Origin of the sequence: Stenotrophomonas bentonitica (genome assembly GCF_013185915.1) — a bacterium.
In the GTDB taxonomy this organism is placed as follows: domain Bacteria; phylum Pseudomonadota; class Gammaproteobacteria; order Xanthomonadales; family Xanthomonadaceae; genus Stenotrophomonas; species Stenotrophomonas bentonitica.
Map to the genome: position 1 here is coordinate 445,709 of NZ_JAAZUH010000001.1, position 26,124 is coordinate 471,832.

At 68.5% G+C, this 26,124-nt stretch carries 17 protein-coding genes; 9 read left to right on the forward strand and 8 right to left on the reverse strand.

Annotated features, from left to right (window positions below):
* Positions 1 to 85: 85 nt before the first annotated feature.
* Genes paoA through HGB51_RS01975 form a run of 5 tightly spaced genes read left to right on the forward strand, consistent with a single transcriptional unit; the run spans position 86 to position 5,632 of the window.
* A complete protein-coding gene (paoA, locus tag HGB51_RS01955; protein WP_070206239.1) occupies positions 86 to 730 on the forward strand; it encodes an aldehyde dehydrogenase iron-sulfur subunit PaoA in 645 nt (214 codons plus the stop codon).
* On the forward strand, positions 727 to 1,677 hold the full coding sequence (locus HGB51_RS01960; RefSeq protein ID WP_070206240.1) for an FAD binding domain-containing protein: 951 nt from the start codon (positions 727 to 729) through the stop codon (positions 1,675 to 1,677). The genes paoA and HGB51_RS01960 overlap by 4 nt, the downstream gene beginning before the upstream one ends.
* A 3-nt stretch (positions 1,678 to 1,680) precedes the next feature.
* A complete protein-coding gene (gene paoC, locus HGB51_RS01965) occupies positions 1,681 to 3,879 on the forward strand; it encodes an aldehyde oxidoreductase molybdenum-binding subunit PaoC (RefSeq protein ID WP_070206241.1) in 2,199 nt (732 codons plus the stop codon).
* On the forward strand, positions 3,876 to 4,922 hold the full coding sequence (locus tag HGB51_RS01970; RefSeq protein ID WP_084738767.1) for an XdhC family protein: 1,047 nt from the start codon (positions 3,876 to 3,878) through the stop codon (positions 4,920 to 4,922). Before paoC ends, HGB51_RS01970 begins: the two co-directional genes overlap by 4 nt.
* Positions 4,923 to 4,936: 14 nt before the next feature.
* The gene (locus HGB51_RS01975) at positions 4,937 to 5,632 is read left to right on the forward strand and encodes a nucleotidyltransferase family protein (protein ID WP_246233394.1); all 696 of its coding nucleotides are present in this window, start codon (positions 4,937 to 4,939) and stop codon (positions 5,630 to 5,632) included.
* Between the two features lie 41 nt (positions 5,633 to 5,673).
* Here HGB51_RS01975 and HGB51_RS01980 read toward each other — a convergent pair whose 3' ends face one another.
* Positions 5,674 to 10,401: an ATP-dependent helicase gene (locus HGB51_RS01980; protein ID WP_070206243.1), complete on the reverse strand. Its 4,728-nt coding sequence runs from the start codon at positions 10,399 to 10,401 to the stop codon at positions 5,674 to 5,676.
* Between the two features lie 71 nt (positions 10,402 to 10,472).
* On the opposite strand from HGB51_RS01980, the gene HGB51_RS01985 reads away from it, so the two are divergent.
* Positions 10,473 to 10,919: a hypothetical protein gene (locus tag HGB51_RS01985; RefSeq protein ID WP_141738958.1), complete on the forward strand. Its 447-nt coding sequence runs from the start codon at positions 10,473 to 10,475 to the stop codon at positions 10,917 to 10,919.
* An 88-nt stretch (positions 10,920 to 11,007) separates the two neighbouring features.
* Positions 11,008 to 11,961, forward strand: coding sequence for a prolyl aminopeptidase (gene pip / locus HGB51_RS01990; RefSeq protein WP_070206245.1), 954 nt, complete (start codon positions 11,008 to 11,010; stop codon positions 11,959 to 11,961).
* Here pip and HGB51_RS01995 read toward each other — a convergent pair.
* Positions 11,946 to 13,079: an alkene reductase gene (locus HGB51_RS01995; protein ID WP_070206246.1), complete on the reverse strand. Its 1,134-nt coding sequence runs from the start codon at positions 13,077 to 13,079 to the stop codon at positions 11,946 to 11,948. The genes pip and HGB51_RS01995 overlap by 16 nt on opposite strands.
* A 127-nt stretch (positions 13,080 to 13,206) precedes the next feature.
* Here HGB51_RS01995 and HGB51_RS02000 point away from each other — a divergent pair, with 127 nt between their 5' ends.
* Both HGB51_RS02000 and HGB51_RS02005 read left to right on the forward strand, forming a co-directional pair.
* Complete coding sequence (locus HGB51_RS02000; protein WP_070206247.1) at positions 13,207 to 14,139, forward strand: LysR family transcriptional regulator; 933 nt, start codon at positions 13,207 to 13,209, stop codon at positions 14,137 to 14,139.
* Between the two features lie 83 nt (positions 14,140 to 14,222).
* Entirely contained in the window at positions 14,223 to 15,446 is a 1,224-nt protein-coding gene (locus HGB51_RS02005; protein WP_070206248.1) for a patatin-like phospholipase family protein, read from the forward strand.
* A 24-nt stretch (positions 15,447 to 15,470) separates the two neighbouring features.
* Here the strand turns inward: HGB51_RS02005 and glgX are convergent, their stop codons facing one another.
* The 6 genes from glgX to glgB are packed head-to-tail and all read right to left on the reverse strand — an operon-like array spanning position 15,471 to position 26,093.
* A complete protein-coding gene (gene glgX / locus HGB51_RS02010; protein WP_070206249.1) occupies positions 15,471 to 17,591 on the reverse strand; it encodes a glycogen debranching protein GlgX in 2,121 nt (706 codons plus the stop codon).
* On the reverse strand, positions 17,588 to 17,752 hold the full coding sequence (locus HGB51_RS02015; RefSeq protein WP_070206250.1) for a DUF2934 domain-containing protein: 165 nt from the start codon (positions 17,750 to 17,752) through the stop codon (positions 17,588 to 17,590). The genes glgX and HGB51_RS02015 overlap by 4 nt, the downstream gene beginning before the upstream one ends.
* Before the next feature lie 10 nt (positions 17,753 to 17,762).
* Complete coding sequence (treY, locus tag HGB51_RS02020) at positions 17,763 to 20,264, reverse strand: malto-oligosyltrehalose synthase (protein WP_171966712.1); 2,502 nt, start codon at positions 20,262 to 20,264, stop codon at positions 17,763 to 17,765.
* Complete coding sequence (locus HGB51_RS02025) at positions 20,261 to 22,177, reverse strand: 4-alpha-glucanotransferase (RefSeq protein ID WP_070209053.1); 1,917 nt, start codon at positions 22,175 to 22,177, stop codon at positions 20,261 to 20,263. The genes treY and HGB51_RS02025 overlap by 4 nt, the downstream gene beginning before the upstream one ends.
* Positions 22,174 to 23,913: a malto-oligosyltrehalose trehalohydrolase gene (gene treZ / locus HGB51_RS02030; RefSeq protein WP_070209052.1), complete on the reverse strand. Its 1,740-nt coding sequence runs from the start codon at positions 23,911 to 23,913 to the stop codon at positions 22,174 to 22,176. The genes HGB51_RS02025 and treZ overlap by 4 nt, the downstream gene beginning before the upstream one ends.
* Complete coding sequence (gene glgB / locus HGB51_RS02035) at positions 23,910 to 26,093, reverse strand: 1,4-alpha-glucan branching protein GlgB (protein ID WP_425505369.1); 2,184 nt, start codon at positions 26,091 to 26,093, stop codon at positions 23,910 to 23,912. The genes treZ and glgB overlap by 4 nt, the downstream gene beginning before the upstream one ends.
* Positions 26,094 to 26,124: the final 31 nt, after the last annotated feature.

Below are 26,124 nucleotides of genomic sequence, written 5' to 3' on the forward strand. Positions count from 1 at the left end.
CGATGATGGGGACATCGGCGCGCTTGGGGCGTGGCCGTGCCCCACCCCGTGAGCCAGGCTGCAGCAGCCAACGAGGAGCCAACCGATGAGCACCCCTCCGCACCTTTCCCTGTCGCGCCGCGACGTACTGAAACTCGGCGCCGGCTCGGCCACCACCATGGTGCTGCCGGCGGCCGTGGCCGAGGCGCAGGGGAACACCCCGGGCGCCCGCGCCCCGGTCACCGCCGAGGTGGCCTTCGAGATCAATGGCCGCCCCCGCACCCTGCAGCTGGACACCCGCGTCACCCTGCTCGACGCCCTTCGCGAGCACCTGCACCTGACCGGCACCAAGAAGGGCTGCGACCATGGCCAGTGCGGCGCCTGCACGGTGCTGGTCGACGGGCGCCGCATCAACTCCTGCCTGACCCTGGCGGTGATGCATCAGGGCGCGAAGATCACCACCATCGAAGGGCTGGGCAGCCCGGACAACCTGCACGCCATGCAGGCCGCGTTCGTCAAGCACGACGGTTACCAGTGCGGCTACTGCACCCCCGGCCAGATCTGCTCGGCGGTGGCGGTGCTGCAGGAGGTTCGCGACAACATCCCCAGCCATGTGACCGGCGACCTGGAGGCGCGCACTGCGCTGTCCACCGACGAGATCCGGGAGCGCATGAGCGGCAACCTCTGCCGCTGTGGTGCCTACTCCAACATCGTCGAAGCGATCGAAGACGTCGGGGGTAACCGCGCATGAGAGCCTTCAGCTACGAACGCGCCACCTCCCCCGCGGAAGCCGCCGCTGCGGCCGCGCGCACCCAGGGCGCACGCTTCATCGCCGGCGGCACCAACCTGCTCGACCTGATGAAGCTGGAGATCGAAACCCCGGCGCATCTGATCGATGTCAACGGACTGCAGCTGGACACGATTGAAGCCACCGAAGAAGGCGGCCTGCGCGTGGGGGCACTGGTGCGCAACACCGACCTGGCCACGGACAAGCGCATCCGCCGCGACTATGCGCTGCTCACCCGCGCGTTGGTGGCCGGCGCCTCCGGTCAGCTTCGCAACAAGGCGACCACCGCCGGCAACCTGCTGCAGCGCACCCGCTGCCCCTACTTCTACGACACCGCCCAGCCCTGCAACAAGCGCCTGCCCGGCAGTGGCTGCGGCGCGATCGGCGGCATCAGCCGGCAGTTGGCCGTGGTCGGTACCAGCCCTGCGTGCATTGCCACCCACCCCAGTGACATGGCGGTGGCGATGATGGCGCTGGATGCGGTGGTGGAAACCATCCGCCCGGACGGCACCAGTCGTCGCATTCCACTGAACGATCTGTATCGCCCGCCGGGCACTACCCCGCAGCTGGAAACCGTGCTCGACAAGGCCGAGCTGATCGCCGCTGCCGTGCTGCCTGCCCCGCTAGGCGGCACCCATATCTACCGCAAGGTGCGCGACCGTGCGTCTTACGCGTTTGCGCTGGTCTCGGTGGCGGCGGTGGTCCAGCGCGATGGTACAGGTCGCGTGGCGCTGGGCGGCGTGGCCTACAAGCCCTGGCGCAAGCCGGAAGCGGATGCGCTTCTGCCACAGGGCGCAGCCGCTGTGATGGGCAAGTTGCTGGAAGGCGCGACACCCTCGTCACAGAACGCCTTCAAGGTGCAGCTGGCCGAACGCACGCTCGCCGCCGTACTGCTGGAAGCCAAGGGGTAAGCCATGAAATTCGACACACCCGCCGGCAAAAATCCCATCGACCAGCTCAAGGTGGTCGGCAAGCCGTTGAACCGCATCGACGGCCCGCTCAAGACCACCGGGCAGGCGCCGTACGCGTATGAGCGGCACGATGCGATCGCCAATCCGGCCTACGGCTACGTGGTGACCGCCGGCATCGCCAAGGGGCGGGTCAGCGGGATGGAACTGGACGCGGCGCGGCGCTCGCCCGGCGTGCTGGCCATCGTTACCGCCGACAACGCCGGTCCACTACAGAAATCGGAGCGCAACGCAGCCGCGCTGCTGGGTGGACCGGAGATCTCCCATTATCACCAGGCGCTGGCACTGGTCGTGGCCGAAACGTTTGAACAGGCGCGCGCGGCCGCTGGGTTGGTCAAGGTGCGCTACGCCACCGAGAAAGGCGCCTACGACCTGGCCACTGCGAAGAAGGCCGGCACCAACTTCCAGAAGACCGATCCCGACGCGCGCGTGGGCGATTTCGAACGCGCCTACGGCAATGCGCCGGTCACCCTGAATGCGACCTACCACACGCCTGACCAGTCGCACGCCATGATGGAGCCGCACGCCACGCTGGCCGCCTGGGAAGGCGACAAGCTCACCGTGTGGACCTCCAACCAGATGATCGACTGGGGCAAGGGCGACCTCGCCAAGACGCTGGGCATGCCCAAGGACAACGTGCGGCTGATCTCGCCGTACATCGGCGGCGGCTTCGGCGGCAAGCTGTTCGTGCGCTCGGACGTGCTGCTGGCGGCGCTGGGCGCCCGCGCGGCGAAGCGGCCGGTGAAAGTGGCACTCTCGCGCCCACAGATCGCCAACAACACCACCCATCGCCCCGCCACGCTGCAGCGCATTCGCTTGGGCGCCACCGCAGAAGGCACCCTCACCGCGATCGGTCACGAATCGTGGTCGGGCAACCTGCCCGGTGGGTCGCCCGAGGAAGCCGTGCAGCAGACCAAACTGCTGTATGCCGGTACCAACCGGCTGGCCGGTCTTCGCCTGGCCACACTGGATCTGCCGGAAGGCAATGCAATGCGTGCGCCGGGTGAAACCCCCGGGTTGATGGCGCTGGAAATCGCGATGGATGAGATGGCGGAAAAACTCAAACTCGACCCCATCGAGTTCCGCATCCGCAACGACACCCAGGTCGATCCGGCCAACCCGGAGCGGCCGTTCTCGCAACGCCAGCTGGTGCAGTGCCTGCGCGACGGTGCGCAGCGTTTCGGCTGGGACAAGCGCAATGCGCAACCGGGACAGCAACGCGAAGGTCGTTGGCTCGTCGGCATGGGCGTGGCTGCGGGCTTCCGCAACAATCTGGTGATGAAGTCCGGTGCACGCGTGCGGCTGGATGCCACTGGCCAGGTGACCGTTGAAACCGACATGACCGATATCGGCACCGGCAGTTACACCATCATCGGGCAGACGGCCGCCGAAATGCTGGGCGTGCCGATCGAGAAGGTCACGGTGAAGCTGGGCGATTCCAGCTTCCCGGCGTCGGCAGGTTCCGGTGGCCAGTGGGGCGCGAACAGTTCGACCGCAGGCGTGTTCGCGGCCTGCACCAAACTACGCGAAGCCGTTGCCGCAAAGCTCGGGCTTGACCCTGCCACGGCCACCTTCGCCGACGGCAAGGTCAGCGATGGCGGCAAGACCGTCGCACTGGGCAAGGCCGCCGCCGACGGCGAACTGGTCGCCGAAGACAGCATCGAGTTCGCTGAGCTGGAAGAGAAGTTCCAGCAGTCCACCTTTGCCGCGCACTTCGTGGAAGTGGGCGTGGACGTGGCGACCGGCGAAAGCCGTATCCGCCGCATGCTCGCCGTGTGCGCGGCCGGCCGCATCCTCAACCCCAAGACGGCGCGCAGCCAGGTGATCGGCGCGATGACCATGGGCGTCGGCGCAGCGTTGTCCGAAGAGCTGGCGGTGGACACGCGGCTGGGCTTCTTCGTCAATCACGACCTGGCAGGCTATGAAGTGCCGGTGCATGCGGATATCCCGCACCAGGAAGTGGTGTTCCTGGACGAAACCGACCCGGTGTCCTCGCCGATGAAAGCCAAGGGCGTGGGCGAGCTCGGCCTGTGCGGGGTCAGCGCGGCAGTGGCCAATGCCATCTACAACGCTACCGGCACTCGCGTGCGGGAGTACCCGATCACGCTGGACAAGCTGCTGCGCGGGCTGCCAGAGCTCGGATGAGCGCCGGACTCGTCACGACGCCGCTGGACGCGGAGGACGGCAATCCCGGCCGCGTCCTGCAGGCCACGCTGGACGCGCTGCGTGCCGGTCGGCGCGCGGCGTTGGCAGTGGTGCTGGAAACGGAAGGCTCCACCTATACCCGCGCCGGCACTGTAGTGCTGTTCACCGACGAAGGCCACGTCGGTTGGCTGAGCGGTGGCTGTTTGGAGCCGGAGATTGAACGACGCGCGATGCAGGCGGTCGACCAGGGTGCGCTGGACTGGATGCAGATCGACACCCGCGACGATGACGCGTTGTTTTCGGCCAACGCGGTCGGGTGCCGGGGACTGCAGCGGATCGTGCTGATTCCCCTCGCCGCACTGGAGGGCGTTGGCGGCGTATTGGAGTGCTGGCTGCGTGGTAACGGAACGCTGACGTTGCAGCTGCAGGCTGACGGCCAGCTTGGCTGGCGGTGCGAGGACAGCGAAGCTGCGGGTTCGCTGCACAGCCTTCCCCTCGAATGGGGCGGTGCCCGTGCGCAGTGGCAGATCCAGTGGCGCGCCGCACCGAGTGTGGTGATGCTGGGTGCGGGTCCCGAAGCGGAGCCCCTGGTGCCGCTGTTGCGTGGACTGGGTTGGCGCGTGCAAGTGATCGAACCGCGTGCGCGTTGGCGCGACCGGCTGCCGGGCGGTTGCTCGCCTGGCGAGTCCGCGTGGGCCGGCCAACGGCCGGCGCTACCAGGGCATGCGGGCGGTACCACGGCAGTTCGGTGGCACGCGCCGTTGCCCGATGCGGTGCTGGTGATGCATCACAATTTCGAGCTGGACCGCGAGGCGCTGGAGCAACTGGCCGACCTGTCCATTCCCTTCATCGGGCTGCTGGGGCCGCGTCGCCGGCGCGATGATCTGTTCAAGGTGCTGCCGCCGCAGGCCTGTGCTTCGCTTTCCCCCAGGCTGCGCTCGCCGGTGGGGCTTGCACTGGGCGGCCGCGGTCCTGAGGCGATCGCGTTGAGCATTGCCGCGCAGTTGCAGGCGTGGCGGCATGCGGCGACCGGCGTGTCATGACAGGCGGCGCGACATTGGACCACGCCGTGGTGGTACTGGCCGCCGGTTCCAGTGCGCGACTGGGGCAACCCAAGCAGCTGCTTCGCATCGACGGGGAAACGTTGCTGCATCGCGTGGTGCGGTTGGCACGCAGTGCCAACCCTGCGGCGCTGGTGGTGGTGCTGCCGCCGGATGCGAACGCCATTGCCGAAGCATTGGGCGACCAGGCGCTGACGATGGTCATCAACCCGGAACCGCAGCGGGGCATGCGCAGCAGTCTTGAAGTGGCAGCGCCGCTGGTGGCGGGATTTGCGCGGGTGCTGGTGGTGACGTGCGATCAGCCTGCGTTGGAGGCGGCGCATCTGCATGCGTTGTTGCGGGGGGCTTGCAACGCGTTGTCGGGGTGTGCGGGGACGCGGCTTTCGGGTGGGATTGCGAGGGACACGCGTGGCGTGTCGCTACGCGGGGTGCCGGGTGGGCCCGACGTGGATGCGGAGGCGCCGGGTGGGGCCGACGCGGATGCGGGGGCGGTGGGCGTGCCCGCGGTGGTGCCGGGGCAGTGGTTTGACGATCTGGCCGGTGGCAGCGGGGACAGCGGGTTCCGCACGCGGCTGCGCACGCTGGATCCGGCGACCGTCTACCTGCTCGACGCACCGGCACTTGCACTGGACATCGACACCCCCGAGAACCTGCACGCCGCCCAATCTTTGGGCCTCCTGGACTCCCGGTAGCGCCGGCCGTTGGCCGGCCCACGCACACCCTACACCGTTCCTCACGGTTCCCACCCCAACCCCTTCGGCGCACTGGCAAACCCCACCGCCCGCAACGCCTCGGCCACCGCATCGCGACGAACCGGCTGGTCATCGATCAACTCCAGCGTGAACGACACCCGCCACCCCCGGCGCAACGCAATCGCCAGCGCCTGCGCGGCCGCCGTCAACACGGCATCAGCATCGGCCGCATCCGCATCGATCCAGGTCAACAGTTGCCGCCCACCCTGCGCCAGGTACATGCGCAGCCGACCGCCGCCGATCACCACGATCGCGCCGGCTCGGCGCACGGGTCGCAACACCGCGCGATGCGCCGGCCACGGCAGCACCGGGCCGAACGGATTGGCAGGATCCACCGCCGACAACCCGATCGTCGCGCCCGAACCCTCCGGCACCTGCGCGTCGGCCACCTCGCGCAATGCATCCACCAATCCACGCTCGGCGAACTGCGCCCCGCCCATGCCCTCGACGAAACGCCCGCGCAACACGCGGCCCGCATCCTCCATGCCGCGATACACCTGCACCAGCGCGGGGAAGCCGCCGGCAACACCTTCGGCAATGGCGGCGCCACGCGTCACGATGCCATGCCGCTCGAGCAGGCCCTCCGCCAGTGCCACGGCGCGCACGGTGTCGCTGGTGGCGGGACGCTGCACCAGTGACCAGCGGCCAGCCAGCGTGGCGCCAGACGCCGCATCGCGCAGTCCGCCCTGCATCTCCTCGCTGCCCGGCGGATGCATCATCGCCCTGCCCCGCGCGTACCGGCCCTGCCGCGCCGTGCTGACCACACGCGGGCGCACCGGACGTGCACCAGAGAGATGGCGAAGTGGCGTCCAGATGTCGGTGGTGACCAGGCCTGCCCAGACCAGCTCCCAGAGCGCATCGTGCAGGGCATAGGAATCCGCACTCCGGCTGCCCGTCGTGTCCACCCGGGCAAGTACTGCCGCCAGCAGCTGCCGGGCGAAATACGCGCCGCCATCGGCCAGCACCTGCAGGATCGCAGCCTGCAACGTGGAAGGTTCGAAGGGCTGAAGAGGTGGCAGCGACTCCGCCGCAAGCTCCTGCGGATGCAACGAGACCAGGCCGTCGTCGTCGCCGAGCTTGCCGTGCCCCGCCCAGACCACCGTGCCGCTGGCGAGCAGTCCGTCCAGCATCGACGGCGCATAGTCGGCCACGCGCGCCGGCAGGATCTGGTTCTCCCAGGCAGACGCTGGCAGCGGTACGCCGGCCAGCAGCTCCACCACGCGCAGCACGCCATCGGCACCCTGCAATGGGCCGTGCGCTGGCACCGCACCCGTGCGGGTAGCCACCGCCGCGTCCGCAATCAGTTCCTGGCGCTGCAGCAACAACGCCACGTAAGCCTCGCGCGTTGCCGGTCGCGTGGCCTCGCGCGCCGCCTGCAGCGAACGCAGTCGCAGGCGTTGGAACACGCCCTCGCCTACCCATTCCCGGCGCGCCAGCGGCACAGGTTCTGCGGAGGCGTCAAGACCGGCACGCTGTGCCGCGCCGAAATGCCCACCCAACACCTTGCCCTGTACCGAAAAGGCGTCCAGCCCCGCATCCGCTACCGCCACGCCCAGGCCCCAGTGCTGGGCAACGTCAGCCGTCGTGAACGGTGCATGCGTGCGCGCGTAGCGCCCGAGCAGCTCACCGACAGGATCTGCGCTGCCCTGCAGGAATGCAGCAGGCAGTCCTTCGGGCAGCACCACGCCCAGGGCATCGCGCAGCCGTGCGGCATCTTCCACCGCCGCCCAGCACGAGCGAGTGGCAAGCCGTACCGGGAAGACGCGCTGTTCGCGTTGCAACGCGAGCAGATGGTCGCGGGCCTTCTCGCCATCGCTCAGGCGCTGGGCTACCGCGTCCTCGCTCATGGGGCCCAGCTCGCGCAGCAGATCCGCGACGCCTTCCTTGCCTGTCGCCTGCCGATCCGGCGCCAGCCGCTGCAGCTCCAGCCCTACCTGCTCCACCACCGAGGCATCCAGCAGTTCGCCCAGGTCCACCTGGCCGAGCAGGTCGCCAAGCAAACCGGTATCCAGCGACAACACCGAGGCGCGGCGCTCGGCCAGCGGCACGTCGGTGCCGTACATGAACTCGGCCACATAGCCAAACAACAGGTTGGCGGCGAACGGCGACGGCACCTCGGTGGTGACCTCGGCGATCTCCACGCTGCCCTCGGCCAGGCGCTGCATCAACCCGTCAAGCGCATCCAGGTCATACACGTCCTGCAGGCACTCGCGCGCGGTCTCGATCAGGATCGGGAAGTCCGGGTAACGCTGCGCGATCGCCAGCAGCTCGGCCGAACGCAGGCGTTGCTGCCACAGCGGCGAGCGGCGACCGGGCTTGGTCCGTGGCAGCAACAGGGCGCGCGCGGCGCACTCACGGAAGCGGGCCGCGAACAGCGCCGAACTGCCGACCGACTGGTTGACCTCGCGGCGCAACCGCTCCGGATCGAACAGGAAAAGTTCCGCGCCCGGCAGGCGCCCGGTGGAATCCGGGATGCGCAGGATGATGCCGTCGTCGCTGGCCACCACCGCCGGATCGATGCCCCAGCGGTCCTGGATGCGCCCGGCCAACGCCAGCGCCCACGGGTCGTGCACGCGGCGCCCATAGGGCGAATGCAGCATCACCCGCCAGTCGCCGGACTCGTCGCGGCAGCGCTCCACCACCAGCCGGCGGTCGGTGGGCAGCACGCCGGTGGCCTCGCGCTGCTCGTCCAGCAGCCCCACGATGTTGGCGATGGCGTTGGGCTGCAGCCCGCAGCGGCGCAGGTCCTCCAGATGCGCGGGCGCGATCCCGCCCGTTGCCACGTCCGTGTCCATCGCCGCCAGGAAGGCACCCACCGCTTCGCCCAGCTCGGCCGGACGGCCCACGCCCTCGCCACGCCAGAACGGCAGCCGCGCCGAGCGCCCGGGCGCCGGGGTCACCACCACCTGGTCATGGGTGATCTGTTCGATCCGCCACGACGTTGCACCCAGGGTGATGACGTCGTTGACCCGTGACTCGTGCACCATTTCCTCATCGAGCTCACCGACCCGACGCGAACCGGCGCGTTCCTCACCTTCCGGCAGCATCACGCTGTACATGCCACGGTCCGGAATGGTGCCGGCGCTGGTCACGGCCAGCAGCTTCGCGCCGGGCCGCGCGCTCAGTTCACCGCTCTGCCGGTTCCAGACCAGACGCGGGCGAAAGCCGGCGAAGTCGTCGGAGGGGTAGCGCCCGGCCAACATGTCCAGGGTCGCGTCGAACGCACTGCGCGGCAGCGTCATATAGGGCGCGGCGCGGCGCACTGTGGCGTACCACTGCTCCACGTCCAGCGTGCCCATCGAGGCTGCGGCCACGGTCTGCTGGGCCAGCACGTCCAGCGGATTGCGTGGCGGGTCGACCGCCTCGATCTGCCCGGCCAGCATGCGTTGGATCGCCACGGTTGCGTCGATCAGGTCCCGCCGGGTGCGCGGATACACCAACCCCGTGGACGTGCCACCCACCTGGTGGCTGGCTCGGCCAACACGCTGCAGGGCGCTGGCGACCGATGGCGGTGCCGCAACCTGGATCACCAGATCGACCAGACCCATGTCGATGCCGAGCTCCAGGCTGGAGGTGGCCACGACGCAGCGCAGGCTGCCGTCCTTGAGCGACTGCTCGATCTCGCGGCGTTGTTCCTTCGAGACCGAGCCGTGGTGCGAGCGCGCGATCACTTCCGGACTGTCGAGCACGCGCGACACGGTGCTGCCGGTGAACGAACCGTAATGCTCCGGCACCGCCGTGGGGGGTGGAAGGCCGGCATCGCGTGCGCTGCGCTCGGCATGCAACTCGTTGAGGCGCGCGGTCAGCTTCTCCGCCACCCCGCGCGAATTGGCAAACACGATGGTCGAGCGGCGCTGCAGCACCTGGTCCAGGATGCTGGCCTCCACATGCGGCCAGATCGATCCGGCGCGCCCGGGCAGCTCCCGCGCGCCGACCGGCCCCGCCTGCGCAGGCAGGTCGGCCATGTCCTCCACCGGCACCACGATGCGCACGTCCAGCTGGCGCGGGCTGTCCGGGTCGACCACCGTCACCGGCCGGTCGCCGCCCAGGAACGCCGCAACCCGCTCCACCGGCCGCACCGTGGCAGACAGCCCGATGCGCTGCGCCGGCACCGGCAGCAGCGCATCCAACCGCTCCAGGCTGAGTGCCAGATGGGTGCCCCGCTTGCTGCCGGCCACCGCGTGGATTTCGTCGACGATCACCGTGTCGACCTCGCGCAGCGTCTCGCGCGCCTGCGAGGTCAGCATCAGGAACAGCGATTCCGGCGTGGTGATCAGGATGTCCGGTGGGCGCCGCACCATCCGCGCGCGCTCGGCGCTGGGCGTGTCCCCGGTGCGTACCGCCACGGTCAGGGTCACCGGCGGATCGCCCCGGCGTTCGCGCTTGGCATCCACGCCCAGCAAGGGCACCTGCAGGTTGCGCTGCACATCCGCGCCCAGCGCCTTGATCGGGGAAATGTAAAGAACGCGTGTGCGTCGTGGCGCGGTGTCGTGCAGGCGCTGGCGGTACAGCTGGTCGATGGCGTGCAGGAACGCGGCCAGGGTCTTGCCCGAGCCGGTGGGTGCAATCACCAGGGTGTGCTGGCGTTGGCCGATGGCCGCCCACGCCGCCGTTTGCACCGGCGTGGGCGCTGGGAAGGCCGAGGCGAACCAGTCGCGGGTGGCGGGTTCAAACGGAACGAGCGCGTGATGGGAAGGCGACTGTCTCATTGACGTCCAGATTACCCGCAGGGGCGTAGAAATACCGATCACAACCCGCTGTTTCCTCACCGGCCACCGCCATGAACCGCCATCCGCATCCCGCCCTGAAAGCCGCCCTCTCCCTCGGTCTGTGCGTACTGTTTGCGGGCAGCTCAACGGCCATGGCGCAGTTCGCACCCATGCTCACCCCGCGTGCCACCGATATGCCGCGCCCCAAGGCCGCCAACAGCTGGCGCCTGGCGATCCATGACGCCGCCGAATCGAACGGCACCGTGAGCTTCCGCATCTGGCTGCAGGAAGAGTCGCCGATGCACATCGACGTGCCGATCAGCGAAGGCGACTCGGAGACGCTGATCGCCAACGCCGCCCGCGCCGCCATCAGTGCGCGACTGGGCGACCGCTACAAGGTCATGGTCGAGAACGGCGACGTAGTCGTCATAGAAGCCCAACTCGGCTCCCCCGACTTCACCGTAGAACTCCTGCGCGACACCGCCAGAGACGTACAGGTAGCCGTAGCCAAAAACTAAAAAACACGAAGCCGCGTAGCGACACGCCGCGCGTGTCCCACGGAACCTCTGGGCTATTCTTGAACACCACCCCGCCCAAGCCCCCCGAATGCGCACCCTCTACCCACCCATCACCCCCTACCGCGAACACACCCTCGCGGTAGACGCGCTCCACACCCTCCACGTCGAAGAATGCGGCACCCCCACCGGCATCCCGGTCGTGTTCCTCCACGGCGGCCCCGGCGCAGGCATTTCCCCCACCCACCGCCGCTTCTTCGACCCATCGCGCTACCGCATCGTCCTGATCGACCAGCGCGGCAGCGGCCGCTCCACGCCGTGCGGCGAACTGCGCGACAACACCACCGCACACCTGGTCGCCGATATCGAAAAAGTGCGCGAGCATCTCGGCATCGACCGCTGGCTGGTCTTCGGCGGCTCGTGGGGCTCCACCCTCGCCCTCGCCTACGCGCAGGCCCACCCCGACCGCGCCACCGGCCTGATCGTGCGCGGCGTTTACCTCGGCCGTGCCGAAGAGAACCGCTGGTTCGCGGAAGCCGACGGCGGCGCCCGCTGGATCTTCCCGGAACGCTGGGCGCGCTATGCCGCGCATCTGCCCGAAGATGAGCACGGCGACATGATCGAAGCCTACTGGAAGCGGCTGGACAGCGACGACGAAGCGACCCGCATCGCCGCCGCGCAGGCCTGGCTAGGCTGGGAAGACTTCGCGGCCACGCTGGAGCACGACGTCAACGCCGTCTCCGATGCAGACCCGCTCGATACCCTGGCCAAGGCGCGCATCGAAGCACACTACTTCCGCCACAACGCGTTCCTGCCGCACGGCCAGCTGCTGCACGACATCGACCGCATCCGCCATCTGCCCGGGGTGATCGTGCAGGGCCGCTACGACATCATCTGCCCGCCACGCAGTGCCTGGGACCTGTCCCAGGCGTGGCCGGAAGCACGCCTGGAGATGGTGCTGTCCGGCCATGGCGCCACCGAACCCAACACGGTGGACGCGCTGGTGCGCGCCACCGATGCCTTCGCCGATCAGGCAGCGGCGTAACTGGGGTAATCGATGTAACCTTCCGCGCCGCCACCGTAGAAGGTGGTGCGGTCGGCGCTCGCCAGCGGCCACCCGTTCTGCAGCCGGGCGACCAGGTCCGGATTGCTGATGAAGGGCGCACCGAATGCGGCCAGGTCGATCAGGCCCGCATCGATCAGCTGTTCGGCGCGGGCACGGTCCAGCCCGCCAGCCAGGATCAGCGCGGTGTTCGGGAGGTTGCCGCGGATCGTGCGCAGCAATGCCTGGAAGCCCGTTTCGGCACCTGCGGCCATGACCTTCTCACCCATCTGGTAACCGGACTGGTCCATCAGGTGCACATAGGCCAGCCCGCGCTTGCCGATCTCTTCGGTCAACGCGCCGTAGGTGCTGTCGATCGCGTCGTGCAGCGGCATGTCGAACAGCTGCCCGTACGGCGACAGACGAATGCCGGTGCGCGCCGCGCCGATGCGCGCCACCACTGCGTCGATCACCTCCAGGGTGAAGCGCAAGCGGTTGTCCATGGTGTCGGCGGCGTATTGGTCGGTGCGGTCGTTGACCAGCGGATTCATGAACTGCTCGAACAGATAGCCGTTGGCGCCGTGGATTTCCACGCCGTCGAAGCCGGCCTCGATGGCATTGGCCGCGGCCTGCGCGAATTCGCCGACGATGCGTGAGATCTCGTCCGCTGCGAGCTGGCGCGGCGCCGGCGGTGCAACCAACGCAGGCGTGCCGCTGTCGTCGTAGCCAAAGGCCTGTGCGCCCATCGGCTGCTTCGAGCTGGCGCTCACCGGCAGGCGCCCTTCGGCCTGGATCGTCGGGTGCGAAACGCGGCCGACGTGCCACAGCTGGGCCACGATCTTTCCACCCACCGCATGCACGGAGTTGGTGGTCAGGCGCCAGCCCTCGATCTGCTCGGGCCGGAAGATGCCCGGGTTGAACAGGTAACCCTGCCCTTCCTGCGAGATCGGCGTGCCCTCGCTGACGATCAGGCCGGCCGTGGCGCGCTGGGCGTAGTACAGCGCGATGCGCTCGTCGGCGATGTCATTGGGCGCGCGGGCGCGGGTCAGCGGCGCCATCACCACGCGGTTGCGCAGCGGCGTGCCGGCCAGGTCGAACGGGGTAAACAGGGAAGCAGTCATGGCAGGGTTCCTGGGGAGGGGCCCGACGGTGCGGGCAGGCGACCATGCTAGGTAGATGCTGATGGAGCTACAATCCAGCCAATCGTCAAATCACAATTGCGGAAATCGCAATCATGGAGCCCAGCCCATGCAGCTCAAGGCCCTGCGCTACTTCCTGATGGTGGCCAGCAACCGCAGTTTCCTGGCCACCGCCCGTCATTTCCGGGTACCGGCGTCGTCGGTCTCCCGCTTCATCGCCGGGCTGGAGAAGGACCTGGGCCACCAGCTGTTCTACCGCAGCACCCGCGCGGTGCGGCTGACTGAAGAAGGCGAACGTTTCCATCAGCAGGCCCGCGAAGCCATCGACCTGCTGGATGCAGCGGTGGACGACCTGGGCCACAACGAGGGCGCCCTGAGCGGGCGGCTGCGGATCAACGCCCCTGAGGCGTTCGGCCGTCTGCACGTGGCCCGCCTGATCGGCGCGCTGCAGGCCGAGCACCCTGCCCTGGATGTCGAACTGCAGCTCACCGATGTCTTCATCGACCCGGTCCAGGGGGGCGTGGACATCACCGTACGGATCGGGCCGCAGGTCGACTCCGGGTTGATCGGTCGCACAGTGGCCGCGCAACGGCAGATCGTCGCGGCCAGCCCGGCTTACCTAGCCGCGCATGGTCTACCGGAAACACCCGCCCACCTGCTGAATCACCGCTGCCTGCTCTACAAGGGCCAGTTCGGCACCCAGCGTTGGTACTTCCGGCAGGACGCTGACGCCCCGTTCGAAGGCATCAACGTCAGCGGCCCACTGTGCAGCAACAACGCAGAGGTGCTGCTGGACGCCGCCATGGAGGGTCGCGGCGTGGTGCTGTTTCCGAGCTGGTTGTATCGGCAAGGCAGCTTTGAACGCACGCAGCTGGTGCCGTTGCTCGGCGCGTGGGAAGGCTCGGCAAGCGTCGAGAGCTCCTACATCCAGCTGCTGTCCCCCGAGAACAAGCTGCGCTCGCGCAAGGTCCGCGAAGTGACGGCATTCCTGCTGGACGGCTTTGGGTCACCCGCGTACTGGGATGAAGCTGCCGATACGTGATGCGATACAGACCTCGCGGCAGATCCCACACTCTGCGGGTTTTACTGTGGACCCGGCTCCGCTCTTGGTGCCACGCTGGCGGCGTGGACGCATCCAACGCCCGCCGCCGCGCGTTTGCCTGGCTCGCCTTGCTCCTGGGCTGCCTGCTGCTGGCCGGGTGCGCCACCCTGCCCCGTAACCCCGTACCGGCCGATCAGATCGCCTGGGCGGCCGTGCCCGGGATGCCCGATGTGCGGGGTTGGGCCGGGCGGCCGAACCGGGACATGGAGCTGGATTTCGAGCGCTCCATCCGGGATGAGCGGCCGGACGACTTCCCGGTCGGCAGTGATGGGCGCATCCACTATCCGCACCTTGCGTTGTCGGGTGGCGGCGCGAATGGGGCCTTCGGGGCCGGCTTCCTCAATGGCTGGACCGCAACGGGCACCCGGCCGACGTTCAAGATCGTCACCGGGGTTTCGACCGGGGCGTTGATGGCGCCTTACGTTTTCCTCGGCCCGGACTACGACGAGGCGCTGCGGCGCTTCTACACCACCACCTCCGACGCGGATGTCTTCAGCGCCGGCAATCCGCTGATGGCACTGCTGCGGCGCGAGTCCCTTGCAAATACGGCGCCACTGGAAGCTCTCATCGCCCGTGCCATCGATGCGCCGCTGCTGCGGAAGATCGCCGCCGAGCACCGCACCGGGCGGCGGCTCTACATGGGTACCGCCGACCTCGATTCGCGCCACTTCGTGGTCTGGAACATGGGCCTGATCGCGACCCGCGAGACGCCCGAAGCACTCGCGCTGTTCCGCCGGGTGATGCTGGCCTCCGCCTCGATCCCGATCGCGTTCCCGCCGGTGCTGATCGAGGTCGAGGCCCATGGCAAGCGCTACGACGAGATGCACGTGGACGGCTTCGTCGCCGCCAACATCTTCCTGCATGCCGGCATCATCGACCCGCAGCGGATCTACAACCGCGTGTCGCGCGCCCCTGCCACCTACGACACCTACATGATCCACAACGGCCAGTTGGCCGCCGCCTCCGACCCAGCCGAACGCTCCCTGCGAGGCATCGCGTTCCGCACCATCGAAGTGGCCGGGCGCGCTGGCATGATCGGCGACCTGTTCCGCGAGTACGCCTACGCCCGGCGGGACCGTGCGCAGTTCGCCTGGGTCACCATCGACTCCACGTTGGACCTGCCCGAGGCGACCAGCTTCAACCCTGTACAGATGAAGGTGCTCTACGACCTCGGCTACGAACGCGCCCGCGCTGGCCCCGTGTGGCTGTCCCGCCCCCCGGGAATGACGCCCGGCGACGATCCCTGATCGCCAGGCACCTGTGCTTCACGGCTACTGGCCGCTGCCCACGCGGCTGGCCAGCAGCGCGATCGCCCGGTCCGGCAGATGCCACTGTCCATGCTCGTCGGGCTGCACCGGCGCGTCGTCTACCGAGGTAATCAGCAGGCGCCACGGAGTGTGATCAGCGGACGGCGGCGCGAATGTCTGGCCTTCCGCCGCGGCATTGACCAGCAGCAACAGCTGGGTCGACTCCACCACGGACGACTCCCCATCATGCGGCAGCGCTGGAAGCTGCAGCATCAACGCCCGCTGCTGCGGCGCGTGCCAGTCGGGCTCCTGCATCGGCTGGCCATCCGGGCGCAGCCAATGTGCCGTGTCTGCGCCCTGCCCGTCCCGGGCATCCAGGAAGCGGCTGCGCCGCAGCTGCGGGTAGCGACGACGCAGGGCAAGCAGGCGGCGAACGAACTGCGACTGCTGCTGCCCGTCCTCGCTCGCCGCCCGTTCCCAGTCGATCCAGTTGATCGGATTGTCCTGGCAGTAGGCATTGTTGTTGCCATTCTGGGTGCGGCCGAATTCGTCGCCGGCCAGCAGCATCGGCGTGCCCTGCGCCAGCAGCAGGCTGGCCAGCAGGTTGCGCATCTGGCGACGGCGCAGCGCCAGGATTCCGGGATCATCGGTAGCGCCTTCCACCCCATGGTTCCAGGAGATGTTGTGGTCGCTGCCGTCGCGCCCGTCTTCGCCGTTCTCGATGTTGTGCTTGTCGTTGTAGCTGACCAGGTCGTGCAGGGTGAACCCATCATGCGCGGTCACGAAGTTGACCGACGCTGCAGGTCGTCGCCCGTTGTGGTCGAACAGGTCGGCCGAGCCCATCAGGCGCGTGGCGAACTCGGACAACTGGCCCTCGTCGCCCTTCCAGAACGCGCGCAGGTTGTCACGGAAGCGGTCGTTCCACTCTGCCCAGCCCGGCGCGAAGTTGCCCAGCTGGTAGCCGCCCGGGCCGATGTCCCACGGCTCCGCGATCAGCTTTACCTGGCTCAGCACCGGGTCCTGCCGCACTGCATCGAGGAAGCTTCCGGACGCATCGAAGCCCGCGCGCTCGCGCCCCAGGATCGTGGCCAGATCGAAACGGAATCCATCGACATGCATGTCCTGCACCCAGTAGCGCAGCGAGTCCATCACCATGCGCAGTGCACCGGCGTTGGTCAGGTCGAACGTATTGCCGGTGCCGGTATCGTTGATGTAGTAGCGCCGGTCTTCTGCCAGGCGATAGTAACTGGCGTTGTCGATGCCCTTGAACGACAGCGTCGGGCCAAGCTCGTTGCCCTCGGCGGTGTGGTTGTAGACCACGTCCAAGATCAACTCCAACCCTGCGTTGTGCAGGCTCGCCACCATCTGCTTGAACTCGGCGATGGTGCTGGTCGACATGAACACCGGATCCGGCGCGAAGAAGCCCAGAGTATTGTAGCCCCAGTAGTTCTTCAGTCCCTTATCCACCAGGTACTGGTCGTCGACATGCGCGTGCACCGGCAGCAGTTCCAGCGCGGTGACCCCCAGATGCTTGAGGTGGTCGGTGACCGCGTCCGAGCGCAAGGCCGAGAACGTGCCGCGTGAGGCCTCCGGCACCGCCGGGTGCTGCATCGACAGACCCCGCAGGTGCGCTTCGTAGATCACCGTGCGGTCCCAGGGGACTGCCGGGCCGCGATCCGCGCCCCAGGTGAAAGCCGGGTCCACCACCACGCAGCGCGGCATGTAGCCTGCACTGTCGCGACGGTCGAAGCTGAGGTCCTTGTCCTTGTGGCCGATGGTGTAGCCGAACAGGTGCGGCGCCCATTTGATCTGGCCCACCAGTTGCTTGGCGTACGGGTCCAGCACCAGCTTGTTCGGGTTGAAGCGGTGACCGGCGTCCGGCGCGTAGGGGCCATGCACGCGGTAGCCGTAGCGCTGGCCGGGGCGCGCGTCCGGCAGGTAGCCGTGCCAGATCTCGTCGGTGTACTCGGGCAAGGTGATCCGCTCGATCTCGCGGCCGCGTTCGTTGAACAGGCACAGCTCCACCCGCGTGGCATGCCGACTGTAGAGCGAAAAGTTGACCCCCAGCCCGTCCCAGGTAGCCCCCAGCGGATACGGCCGACCGGCCTTGACCCGCGAGTGCGCGGCGCCACTGGCACGGCTCATCGGCTCGCCTCCTGGTCGTACTGCGCCGCTTCCACTTCTGCCGCGACCAAGCGCTCGGCCATATGCCAATGGCGGGCCGAATGTCCATCCGGGCGGCCCTCGGCCTCCCAGATCTGGCGGGCAAGTTCCCGGGTGCGCTCTGCTTTCTGTTCGTCGTCCATCGTCGTGCTCTTACCAGGTCGAGTAGATCGCCACCGGGCTGCCGTTGAACAGCTGCCGCAGTCGCGTGGGGGAACCGTCGCTTGTGAATTCCGCGCCGGTGAGGAGATTGCGGTAGCGTCCGGGAGGCACGGACAACGCCGCGCCGCGCCAGTGTGCGTCGCCCAGGGCCGCGCCCAGGCGCGCAGGCTGCGCGCCGGTGTGATGGGCCACCGCCACCAGCAGGCGGGCGTCCGGAGTGCTGCGGAGGAAGGCGAGCATTGGCACGGCGCGGTCGGCATGCAGGGTGTGGTATTCGCCGTCACGGAACAGCGCTGGCTGCTCGCGGCGCGCCTCCAGCAACCGATGCAACAGGCGCGCCTTCACTGCGCCGTCCTGCCACTGCGTCAGCAGCTGCGGCCAGCTCCGTGGGTCGGCGAGCCATCCGCGCCGCTGGACGTAGTCCACCGGGCGGCGATTGTCCGGGTCGACCAGCGAGAGGTCCCATCCCTCGGTGCCCTGGTACAGGTCGGGCACGCCCGGCAGGGTCAGGCGCAGCGCAAGTTGTGCGAGTCCGTTGCGCGCACCGGCGGCCGCGATGTGCAGCACGGACTGTTCAAGTACGCGACGCACCGGGGCCGCGGCAGGATGCGTCAGCAGGTCATAGGTGAACCTTTCCAGCCGCGCTTCGAAGGCCGTGTCCGGATCGGTCCACGAGGACCACACGTCGCCTTCGCGCACTGCCTTGACCTGCCACTGCACGATGCGCGCGGAAAAGCCGTGCGGTTCAACCAGGCCCTGCACCGGCCACGCGCCGACCAAAGTCTGCCACAGCATCGCGGCGACTGGCGCGGGCGGCAGTCGCAGTCCAATCCGCTTTGCTGTCCGCTCGAGGGTTCGGGTCTGCCGCGTCCACCACTGCGGGTGCTCTGACAGCACCGCCAACCGCGCGCGACTGTCTTCCCCGCGCTTGTGGTCATGGGTGGCCGTGGCCAGCATCGCCTGCGGGTGCCGGTGCGCCCGCATCAGCGCACGGGTGTGCAGTGCGCGGGTGGACAGCGCGAACAGGTCGGGCCGGCTGCCCACTTCGTTGCGCGACAGCAGCACGCCATACCGGTAGAACGCGCAATGTTCGACCGCCTTGGCGTTGAGGGGCGCGCTCAACTGCTGGAACCGCACGCGCAGCGTGTCGCGAGCAGGCTCTGGGACCTCCGTCCAGAAACGCTCCGCGATCCACTGCGCAGCAAGCGCGGTATCCGGTCGTTCCTCACGCACCACCCCTTCCAGCACTTCCGACCACCACCCTTGATCGGCCTCGCTGCTGCCTTGGTCGGTGGCGTAGCTGCGATAGACCGGGAAGCGCACCAGCAGCGCGGCCAACGCGCGCGCCATCACCGTACGCCCCCAACGGGCATCGGCAGCCACCGCGTCGCGCTCCATGCCCAGCAGGTGGCGCAGCACGGCATCGAACTCGCTGCGCAGGCCGCGCTCAAGCACCTCCTGGCGTGCCAGCCGTTCTTCGATGGCGAAGCTGGCCGGGCGACCACTGCATGCATGCCAGTGCGCGGCCAGCGCCGCTTCGCCGGTCGGCTGGTGCAGCCAGGCCGACACCTGGTCCATGAAGTCATAGCCGGTGGTGCCGTCGCACGTCCACTCCGGGGGCAGTTCTTCGTCGGGCGCCAGGATCTTCTCCACCCACAGCAGCGGGGGATGCTGGCGACCAGCGCAGGCAGCATCCATCGCGCCGCGCAGGCGCTGCAGGTACGCCCGTGGATCGGCCAGCCCGTCCACGTGATCCACGCGCAGGCCATCGGCCAGGCCTTCGGCCAGCAGCGCCAACGGCAGCCGATGCACGGTTTCGAACACATCGTCGTGCTGCACCTGCAGCCCGGCGAGCGAGGTGATGGTAAAGAAGCGCCGGTAGTTGACGCGGTCATCACCCAGGCGCCACCAGATCGGGCGGTAGGCCTGGGCGTCAAGCAATCCACAGACATCGGCGCTCGCCGCATCGGCCGCACCTGCCTCAGCCAGCGGCAGCCGGCTGCCTTGGTGAAGCAGCGTAGGCGCTTCGCCGTCGCGGTCCACCTGCAGCACGCCGTCTGAAAGCGCATCCTGCAACGGCCGGTCGAGCACGGGCAGCTGCACCTTGCCCTCTGACAGCGGCGCGTTCCACTGGATGTCGAACCAGTGGGCATAGCTGCTGCGCTGACCGCGCAGCAGCACGTCCCACCACCAGCGGTTGTCGGCGTGCGCGGCCATGTGGTTCGGTACAATGTCCAGCACCAGCCCCATGCCGTGTGCGCGTGCGGTTGCCGACAGCGCACGCAGTGCCGGCTCTCCCCCCAGCTCAGGATTGATCCCTGTCGGGTCGACCATGTCGTAACCGTGCGTGGAGCCCGCTACCGCACGCCAGACAGGCGACAGATACAGATGGCTGATGCCCAGCGCGGCGTAGTACTCGACCTGGCGCGCTGCATCGGCGAGGGTGAATCCGGCATGCAGCTGCAGCCGGACGGTTGCGCGAACGGGCGTCATGCTGGCACCCGCGAACGTGCGGCGGCGAAGCGCGCCATCGAATCCGCCAGCACCGCATCATCACCGTCACGGGGCAAGCGCTGACGCCAGTTGGGATGCGTCCCCACCGTACCCGGCAGGTTGACCTGGTCGGCCAGGCCCAGTGCGTCCTCCACCGGCAGCAGGGCCAGCACGCTGGGTCCCGACGCCACGAATTCGAGTGCCGCGCCACGCCCATCCTGCGGATCCCCGCTGTCCACGCCGAGCGCCGTGTCCAGCAGTGCAACGTCGGCCGCCCTGGCAGACAGCTGTTGCGCGAGGCCCATTTGATCGAGCTCACCCAGCCGGTGGCGCCAGGCCAGGTCCAGACCGCGTCGCCACCCGATCAGCGTGGGCAGGTCGTGGGTACCGGTCATCGCCACCGCATCCGCGCGCCAGTCCGCCGCAGGCAGGAAGCGGCCGGTGTCGTCACGGGTGAAGGCCAGCACATCCATCCCCATCACGCCGCGCACGGCCAGGCTCTGGCGGATGCCGGGCGGCACGACGCCGAGGTCTTCGCCGATCACGATGCAACGGTGCCGCCACGACTCGATCGCCGCAATGTTCAACAGGTCCTGCAGCGGATAGCGCAGATAGGCGCCCTGCCCGGCATCGGCGCCCTCCGGCACGACCCACAGACGCTGCCAGCCCAGGATATGGTCGACCCGGATTCCGCCACGGTCGCGCATCACCGCGCGCAGCAATGCGATGAACGACGCGAACCCCTGCGACTGCAGTCCGGAGGGAGAATAGCTGCTGACGCCCCACACCTGACCACCGGCACAGAACGCGTCCGGCGGCGCACCCAGCACCAGGCCGCGCAGGCAGGCGTCGCCGCCTGCAGCGGCCTCCGCGCCGGTCGGGTCGAATCCCACTGCAAGATCGGCGATCAGTCCCAGCCGCATGCCGCTGCCAAGCGCCTGGGACTGCGCCTGCTGCCAGCCGCAGGTCACCAGCCATTGTCCAAACAGGTAAAGCGACCGGGGCAGTGCGAGGTGTTCATGCATGAAGTCCACGTGCGCGGCCAACGCAGCGCCGCCCTCGTGTTCGAAACGCTGCAGCGCCTGCGCGGTCGCGACATCATCAGCGACGGCGTGCTGCACTTCAGAGAGCCACGACCACTTGGCAGAAGCCACCGCCGGCCAGTCGATCAGCTCGGCATTGCGCAGCAGCTCCAGCTCCGCGCGCAGCACCGGGTGCGCATCCAGCGCCCGCAGCGCCACGCCTCCCAGTGCCTGCACTGGCGCGGCGTACAGCGCCTCCAGGTAGCGGCGGTCACCGGGCGAGTACGGGCTGTAGTCCCGACCCACCGCATTGGCCGCATGCACCGGTCCCAGCGCCAGCGCGTCGGCGCCCGCCGCCGCCGCGCGCACGGCCCAGCCTGCACAGGCTGCAGTGTCGCCGATGCCGGCGTCATGTTCTCCGCGCGCAGCGTAGGGCTGCAGCACCAGCCCCCATGCGCGTGCATCCGCGCCAAGGGCATCGGTCACGCCGAAACAGCGAACCGGCGCCACCGCCACCTGCTGCACGACGCCGGCGCAGGCCACGGTCCAGTATCCCGGTCGTGCAGGCGCATCCACGCGGCCGCCCGCGTCGGTCCGCGTGGACTCGCTGCTGCCATCCTCATGCACCCACACGCAGGCCGAGTCGACCGGACCGACCGCAACGCTCTCGCGCACGATGGCGGTGCGCAGCACGCCAGCCTGTTGCCGCCCCGAGAGTGCCTGCAGCGCATCGCGCCGCTGCAGCGAGGTTGCAGCCGGCAACGCCAGACGCTCAAGGATGGCTACCAGGGCGCGGTCGCCGACCCGCTGCGGAATTCCGGCAACATCGGTCCAATCAACCATCACACCGGCGGCGGCGGCTACCTCTGCCAGCGAGGGCGCGCTGTTCATGGTGCCTCCACGACGACGGCATACAGGCAGTCGGGATCCAGCTGCCCATCGCGCGACGGCGCGCCGAGTCGAAAGACTTCCCTGCCCTGCGGCAGGTCGAGGGCGACCGGCGCATCACTGCCGTTGAATCCGATCCACCACTGCGCGCCCGGCACCTGCCAGCCGGCGCGGATTGCGCCGGGTGCGATGATGTCGGCACCGAGCGCGCGTACCTCCCCTTCCGCCACCAGATGCGCCCTGCGAACGTCCAGCAGGCTCCTGAACCCTTCGAGCCAGGTCGCTGCGTCGTTGTCATCCGGCGAGGGCCACAGGCTGCGGGAGCGCTCGTAGGTTTCCACTGCATTGGGATCGGGGATGAGCGCGCGCCGGTGCTCGTCCTGGAAACTGCTGAAATGGGAGAACTCACTGCGGCGACCTTCGCGCACCTGCTCGTCCAGCGGGGGGCGGTGGTCGGTGAAGTACAGGAACGGCGTGTGCGCGCCCCATGGCTCTCCCAGGAAGAACATAGGAATCATCGGGGTCAGCGCAGTCAGCGCCATCGCCAGCGCCGCCTTGCGCGGCCCCACCAGCTGGATCAGGCGCTCGCCCTGCGCGCGGTTGCCGATCTGGTCATGGTTCTGTGCGAACAGCACGAACTGGCGCGGGGACACTTCGCTGCTGGGCTCGCCGCGAGGCTGGCCACTGCCAGTCACCTCACCCTGCCAGGCAAACCCCTCGGCCAGCACGCGCCGCAACCGTTCCGAAGGATCATCGGCGAAGTCACGGTAGTAGCCTTCGACCTCGCCGGTCAGCAGCGCGTGCAGCGCGTTGTGGAAGTCATCATTCCATTGCGCGGTGAAGCCACGGGCCAGCAGCGAGGCCTGGTTGCGCTCGTTCTCAAGCACCAGCGCGATCTCCCGATCCGGCAGCGCGCTTTGTACGCGCTCACGCAGGATGTCAAGGAATTCAGGCGGGTGGATGGCGTGCACCGCGTCCAGGCGCAATCCGTCGAAGCGGTACTCCTGCAGCCACATCAGCGCATTGTCGATGAAGTACTGCTGCACCTCCGGGCGACGGAAATCCACGGCCGCGCCCCAGGGCGTGCGCACTTCATCACGGAAGAACGCCGGCGCAAGTGAGGGCATCACATTGCCATCGGGGCCGAAATGGTTGTACACCACATCCAGCAGCACCATCAGGCCATGGCCATGGGCCGCGTCGACCAGCGCCTTCAGGTCATCCGGTGTGCCGTAGGCCGCTGACGGGGCGTACTGCAGCACCCCGTCATAGCCCCAATTGCGGGTCCCGGGAAAGGTCGCTACCGGCATCAGCTCAATCGCCGTGATGCCCAGGGCGGCCAGCTGCGGAACCTGTTCGCGCACCGCCGCGTACGAGCCGCCAGCGGCGCCAACGTGAACTTCGTAGATCACCGCCTCGCGCCACGGCCGACCACGCCAGTCCGTGTGCTGCCAGGCGAAGTCGTCCCGCAGCAGCGCGCTGGGTCCGAACACGCCGTCAGGTTGCGAGCGCGACGCCGGGTCAGCCAGCGTCAGCTCACCGTCGATGCGGAAGCGATAGTGCATGCCCGGCGATGCGGGCGCAGAAAGCTGGAACCAGCCGCCACCCGCCGGCTGCATCGGTAACGCTTCACCTTCCAGCAGCAGCTCCAGAGACTCCGCGCCGGGTGCCCATGTTGCGAATTCCCACTGCCCCTGCCCGCCCTCGCGGGCGCCCCACCGCGGTACGGCTACGCTCATTCGGCCGCCTGCAGGTAGATCACCGAGAGCGGCGGCAGGGTCAGCGGCAGGCTCTGCGCATGGCCGTGCATGGGCCGGGCGATGGTGCTCACGCTACCGGCGTTGCCCATGTTGCCACCGCCGTAGTGCGCGCTGTCGGTGTTGAGAATCTCCGACCACTCGCCGGCAGAAGCCACCCCGAGCAGATAGCCCTGGCGCGCCACCGGGGTGAAGTTGCACACCACCAGGGTGGAACGGCCGTGGCCGTCGGGCGCATGGCGTACGAACGCCAGCACGCTGTTGCGATGGTCGTCGCTGACACTCCATTCGAAGCCCGCTTCACTGTCGTTGGCCAACCGCAGGCTCGGCTCCTGCTGCAACAGGCGGTTGAGGTCGCCGACCAGCCGCGCCACGCCGGCATGACCTGGCTCGGCAGCGGCGTTCCAGTCCAGCATGGCGTCGTGGTTCCACTCCGCCGGCTGCGCGAACTCCCCGCCCATGAACAATAGTTTGCTGCCGGGATGCGCCCACATGAAGCCGTAGCAGGCGCGCAGGTTGGCCAGCTGCTGGCTGCGGTCGCCCGGCATCTTGGCCAGCAGCGAGCCCTTGCCGTGCACTACCTCGTCATGCGAGAGCGGCAGGATGAAGCGCTCGCTGAACGCGTAGATGGCGCTGAAAGTCATCTCGCCATGGTGGTGGCCACGATGGATCGGGTCACGGTGGAGGTACGCCAGGGTGTCGTGCATCCAGCCCATGTTCCACTTGTGGGTGAAGCCCAGCCCCTGGGCGGCCGTGGGTGCGGTCACGCCTGGCCAGGCCGTCGATTCTTCGGCCATGACCAGCACGTCCGGGAAGCGCGCGCGAATGGCATCGTTGAGCTGGCGCAGGAACGCTACCGCTTCCAGGTTTTCGCGGCCGCCGTTGACGTTTGGCAACCACTCGCCTTCCGCACGGCTGTAATCGCGGTAGAGCATCGAGGCGACAGCGTCCACGCGCAGGCCGTCCACATGGAAGCGGTCGATCCACTCCAGCGCACTGCCGATGAGGAATGCGGCCACTTCGGCGCGGCCGTAGTTGTAGATCAGCGTGTTCCAGTCCGGGTGCAGGCCGAGCCGCGGGTCATCGTGCTCGTACAGGGCGGTGCCGTCGAACCGATTCATGCCATGGGCATCGGTGGGGAAATGTGCGCCCACCCAGTCGATGATGACCCCGAGCCCGGCACCATGGCAGCGGTCCACGAAGGCGGCAAAATCCTGCGGGCGTCCATAGCGCGCGGTCGGCGCATACAGGCCCAGCGGCTGGTAGCCCCACGACCCGCCGAACGGATGCTCGCTCACCGGCAGCAGTTCAATATGGGTAAAGCCCAGACCGGTGACGTAGGGAATCAGCTGGTCGCCCAGGGCATTCCAGTCCAGCGGCGCACCGGCCGGGCCATGTCGCCAGGAACCGGCATGCACCTCGTACACCGAGATGGCCTGCCGGGGTGCCAACGCACGGTTTCGCATCCAGGCGGCGTCCTTCCAGACATGCGCGCATGGCGCCGACACCCGCGACGCCGTGTCCGGCGGAAGCTCGCACGCGCGCGCCAGCGGGTCGGCCTTGAGGACCACGGACTGTCCGTCGGCCGCGGTCAGTGCGAACTTGTAACGGGCACCGGCCTTGGCGCGCGGCAGGAACAGCTCCCACACGCCTGCATCATGGCGCAGGCGCATCGGATGACGGCGTTGATCCCAGCTGTTGAAGTCGCCCACCACGGCCACCCGGGTGGCGTTGGGGGCCCACACCGCAAAGCGCACGCCGGGCACGCCTTCGCAGCTTGTCGTGACCGCACCCAGCGAACGGCGAACCGCGTCCGGATCTCCTTCACGCAGCAGCGTCAGTTCGCCGTCATCCAGCTGGGTACCGAAGGCGTAGGCGTCCTCGACCTCCTGGATGCCATCGGGCCATTGAATGCGCAGCAGCCCGGTGCCGCGCTGTCCGGTCCAGAGCTGGAACAGGCCTTCGGCTGCGCCCTGCTGCATGGCACGCCAGCCGCCTTCGGCGAGCTGGGCATCCACATGACGGGCTCCGGGCAGGTACACGGTATGTCGCCAGCCGCCAGCGTCCTGGTGTGGCCCCAACAAAGCAAACGCATCACAGGGTTGCCCCGCCAACAGGGGCAGCAGCGCGGGCTCCAGCGGCTGCGGCAGTGCGTCAGGCATCCCGGCGTCGTCAGAGATCACCGCATCGCCA

Coding starts and splice junctions, on each gene's coding strand:
- HGB51_RS01985 (WP_141738958.1), top strand. CDS start 10,473: ATGAACCGCCATCCGCATCCCGCCCTGAAAGCCGCCCTCTCCCTCGGT.
- HGB51_RS01980 (WP_070206243.1), bottom strand. CDS start 10,401: ATGAGACAGTCGCCTTCCCATCACGCGCTCGTTCCGTTTGAACCCGCC.
- glgB (WP_425505369.1), bottom strand. CDS start 26,093: ATGCCTGACGCACTGCCGCAGCCGCTGGAGCCCGCGCTGCTGCCCCTG.
- pip (WP_070206245.1), top strand. CDS start 11,008: ATGCGCACCCTCTACCCACCCATCACCCCCTACCGCGAACACACCCTC.
- HGB51_RS02025 (WP_070209053.1), bottom strand. CDS start 22,177: ATGAACAGCGCGCCCTCGCTGGCAGAGGTAGCCGCCGCCGCCGGTGTG.
- HGB51_RS02000 (WP_070206247.1), top strand. CDS start 13,207: ATGCAGCTCAAGGCCCTGCGCTACTTCCTGATGGTGGCCAGCAACCGC.
- HGB51_RS02015 (WP_070206250.1), bottom strand. CDS start 17,752: ATGGACGACGAACAGAAAGCAGAGCGCACCCGGGAACTTGCCCGCCAG.
- paoC (WP_070206241.1), top strand. CDS start 1,681: ATGAAATTCGACACACCCGCCGGCAAAAATCCCATCGACCAGCTCAAG.
- paoA (WP_070206239.1), top strand. CDS start 86: ATGAGCACCCCTCCGCACCTTTCCCTGTCGCGCCGCGACGTACTGAAA.
- glgX (WP_070206249.1), bottom strand. CDS start 17,591: ATGAGCCGTGCCAGTGGCGCCGCGCACTCGCGGGTCAAGGCCGGTCGG.
- HGB51_RS01995 (WP_070206246.1), bottom strand. CDS start 13,079: ATGACTGCTTCCCTGTTTACCCCGTTCGACCTGGCCGGCACGCCGCTG.
- treZ (WP_070209052.1), bottom strand. CDS start 23,913: ATGAGCGTAGCCGTACCGCGGTGGGGCGCCCGCGAGGGCGGGCAGGGG.
- HGB51_RS01970 (WP_084738767.1), top strand. CDS start 3,876: ATGAGCGCCGGACTCGTCACGACGCCGCTGGACGCGGAGGACGGCAAT.
- treY (WP_171966712.1), bottom strand. CDS start 20,264: ATGACGCCCGTTCGCGCAACCGTCCGGCTGCAGCTGCATGCCGGATTC.
- HGB51_RS01960 (WP_070206240.1), top strand. CDS start 727: ATGAGAGCCTTCAGCTACGAACGCGCCACCTCCCCCGCGGAAGCCGCC.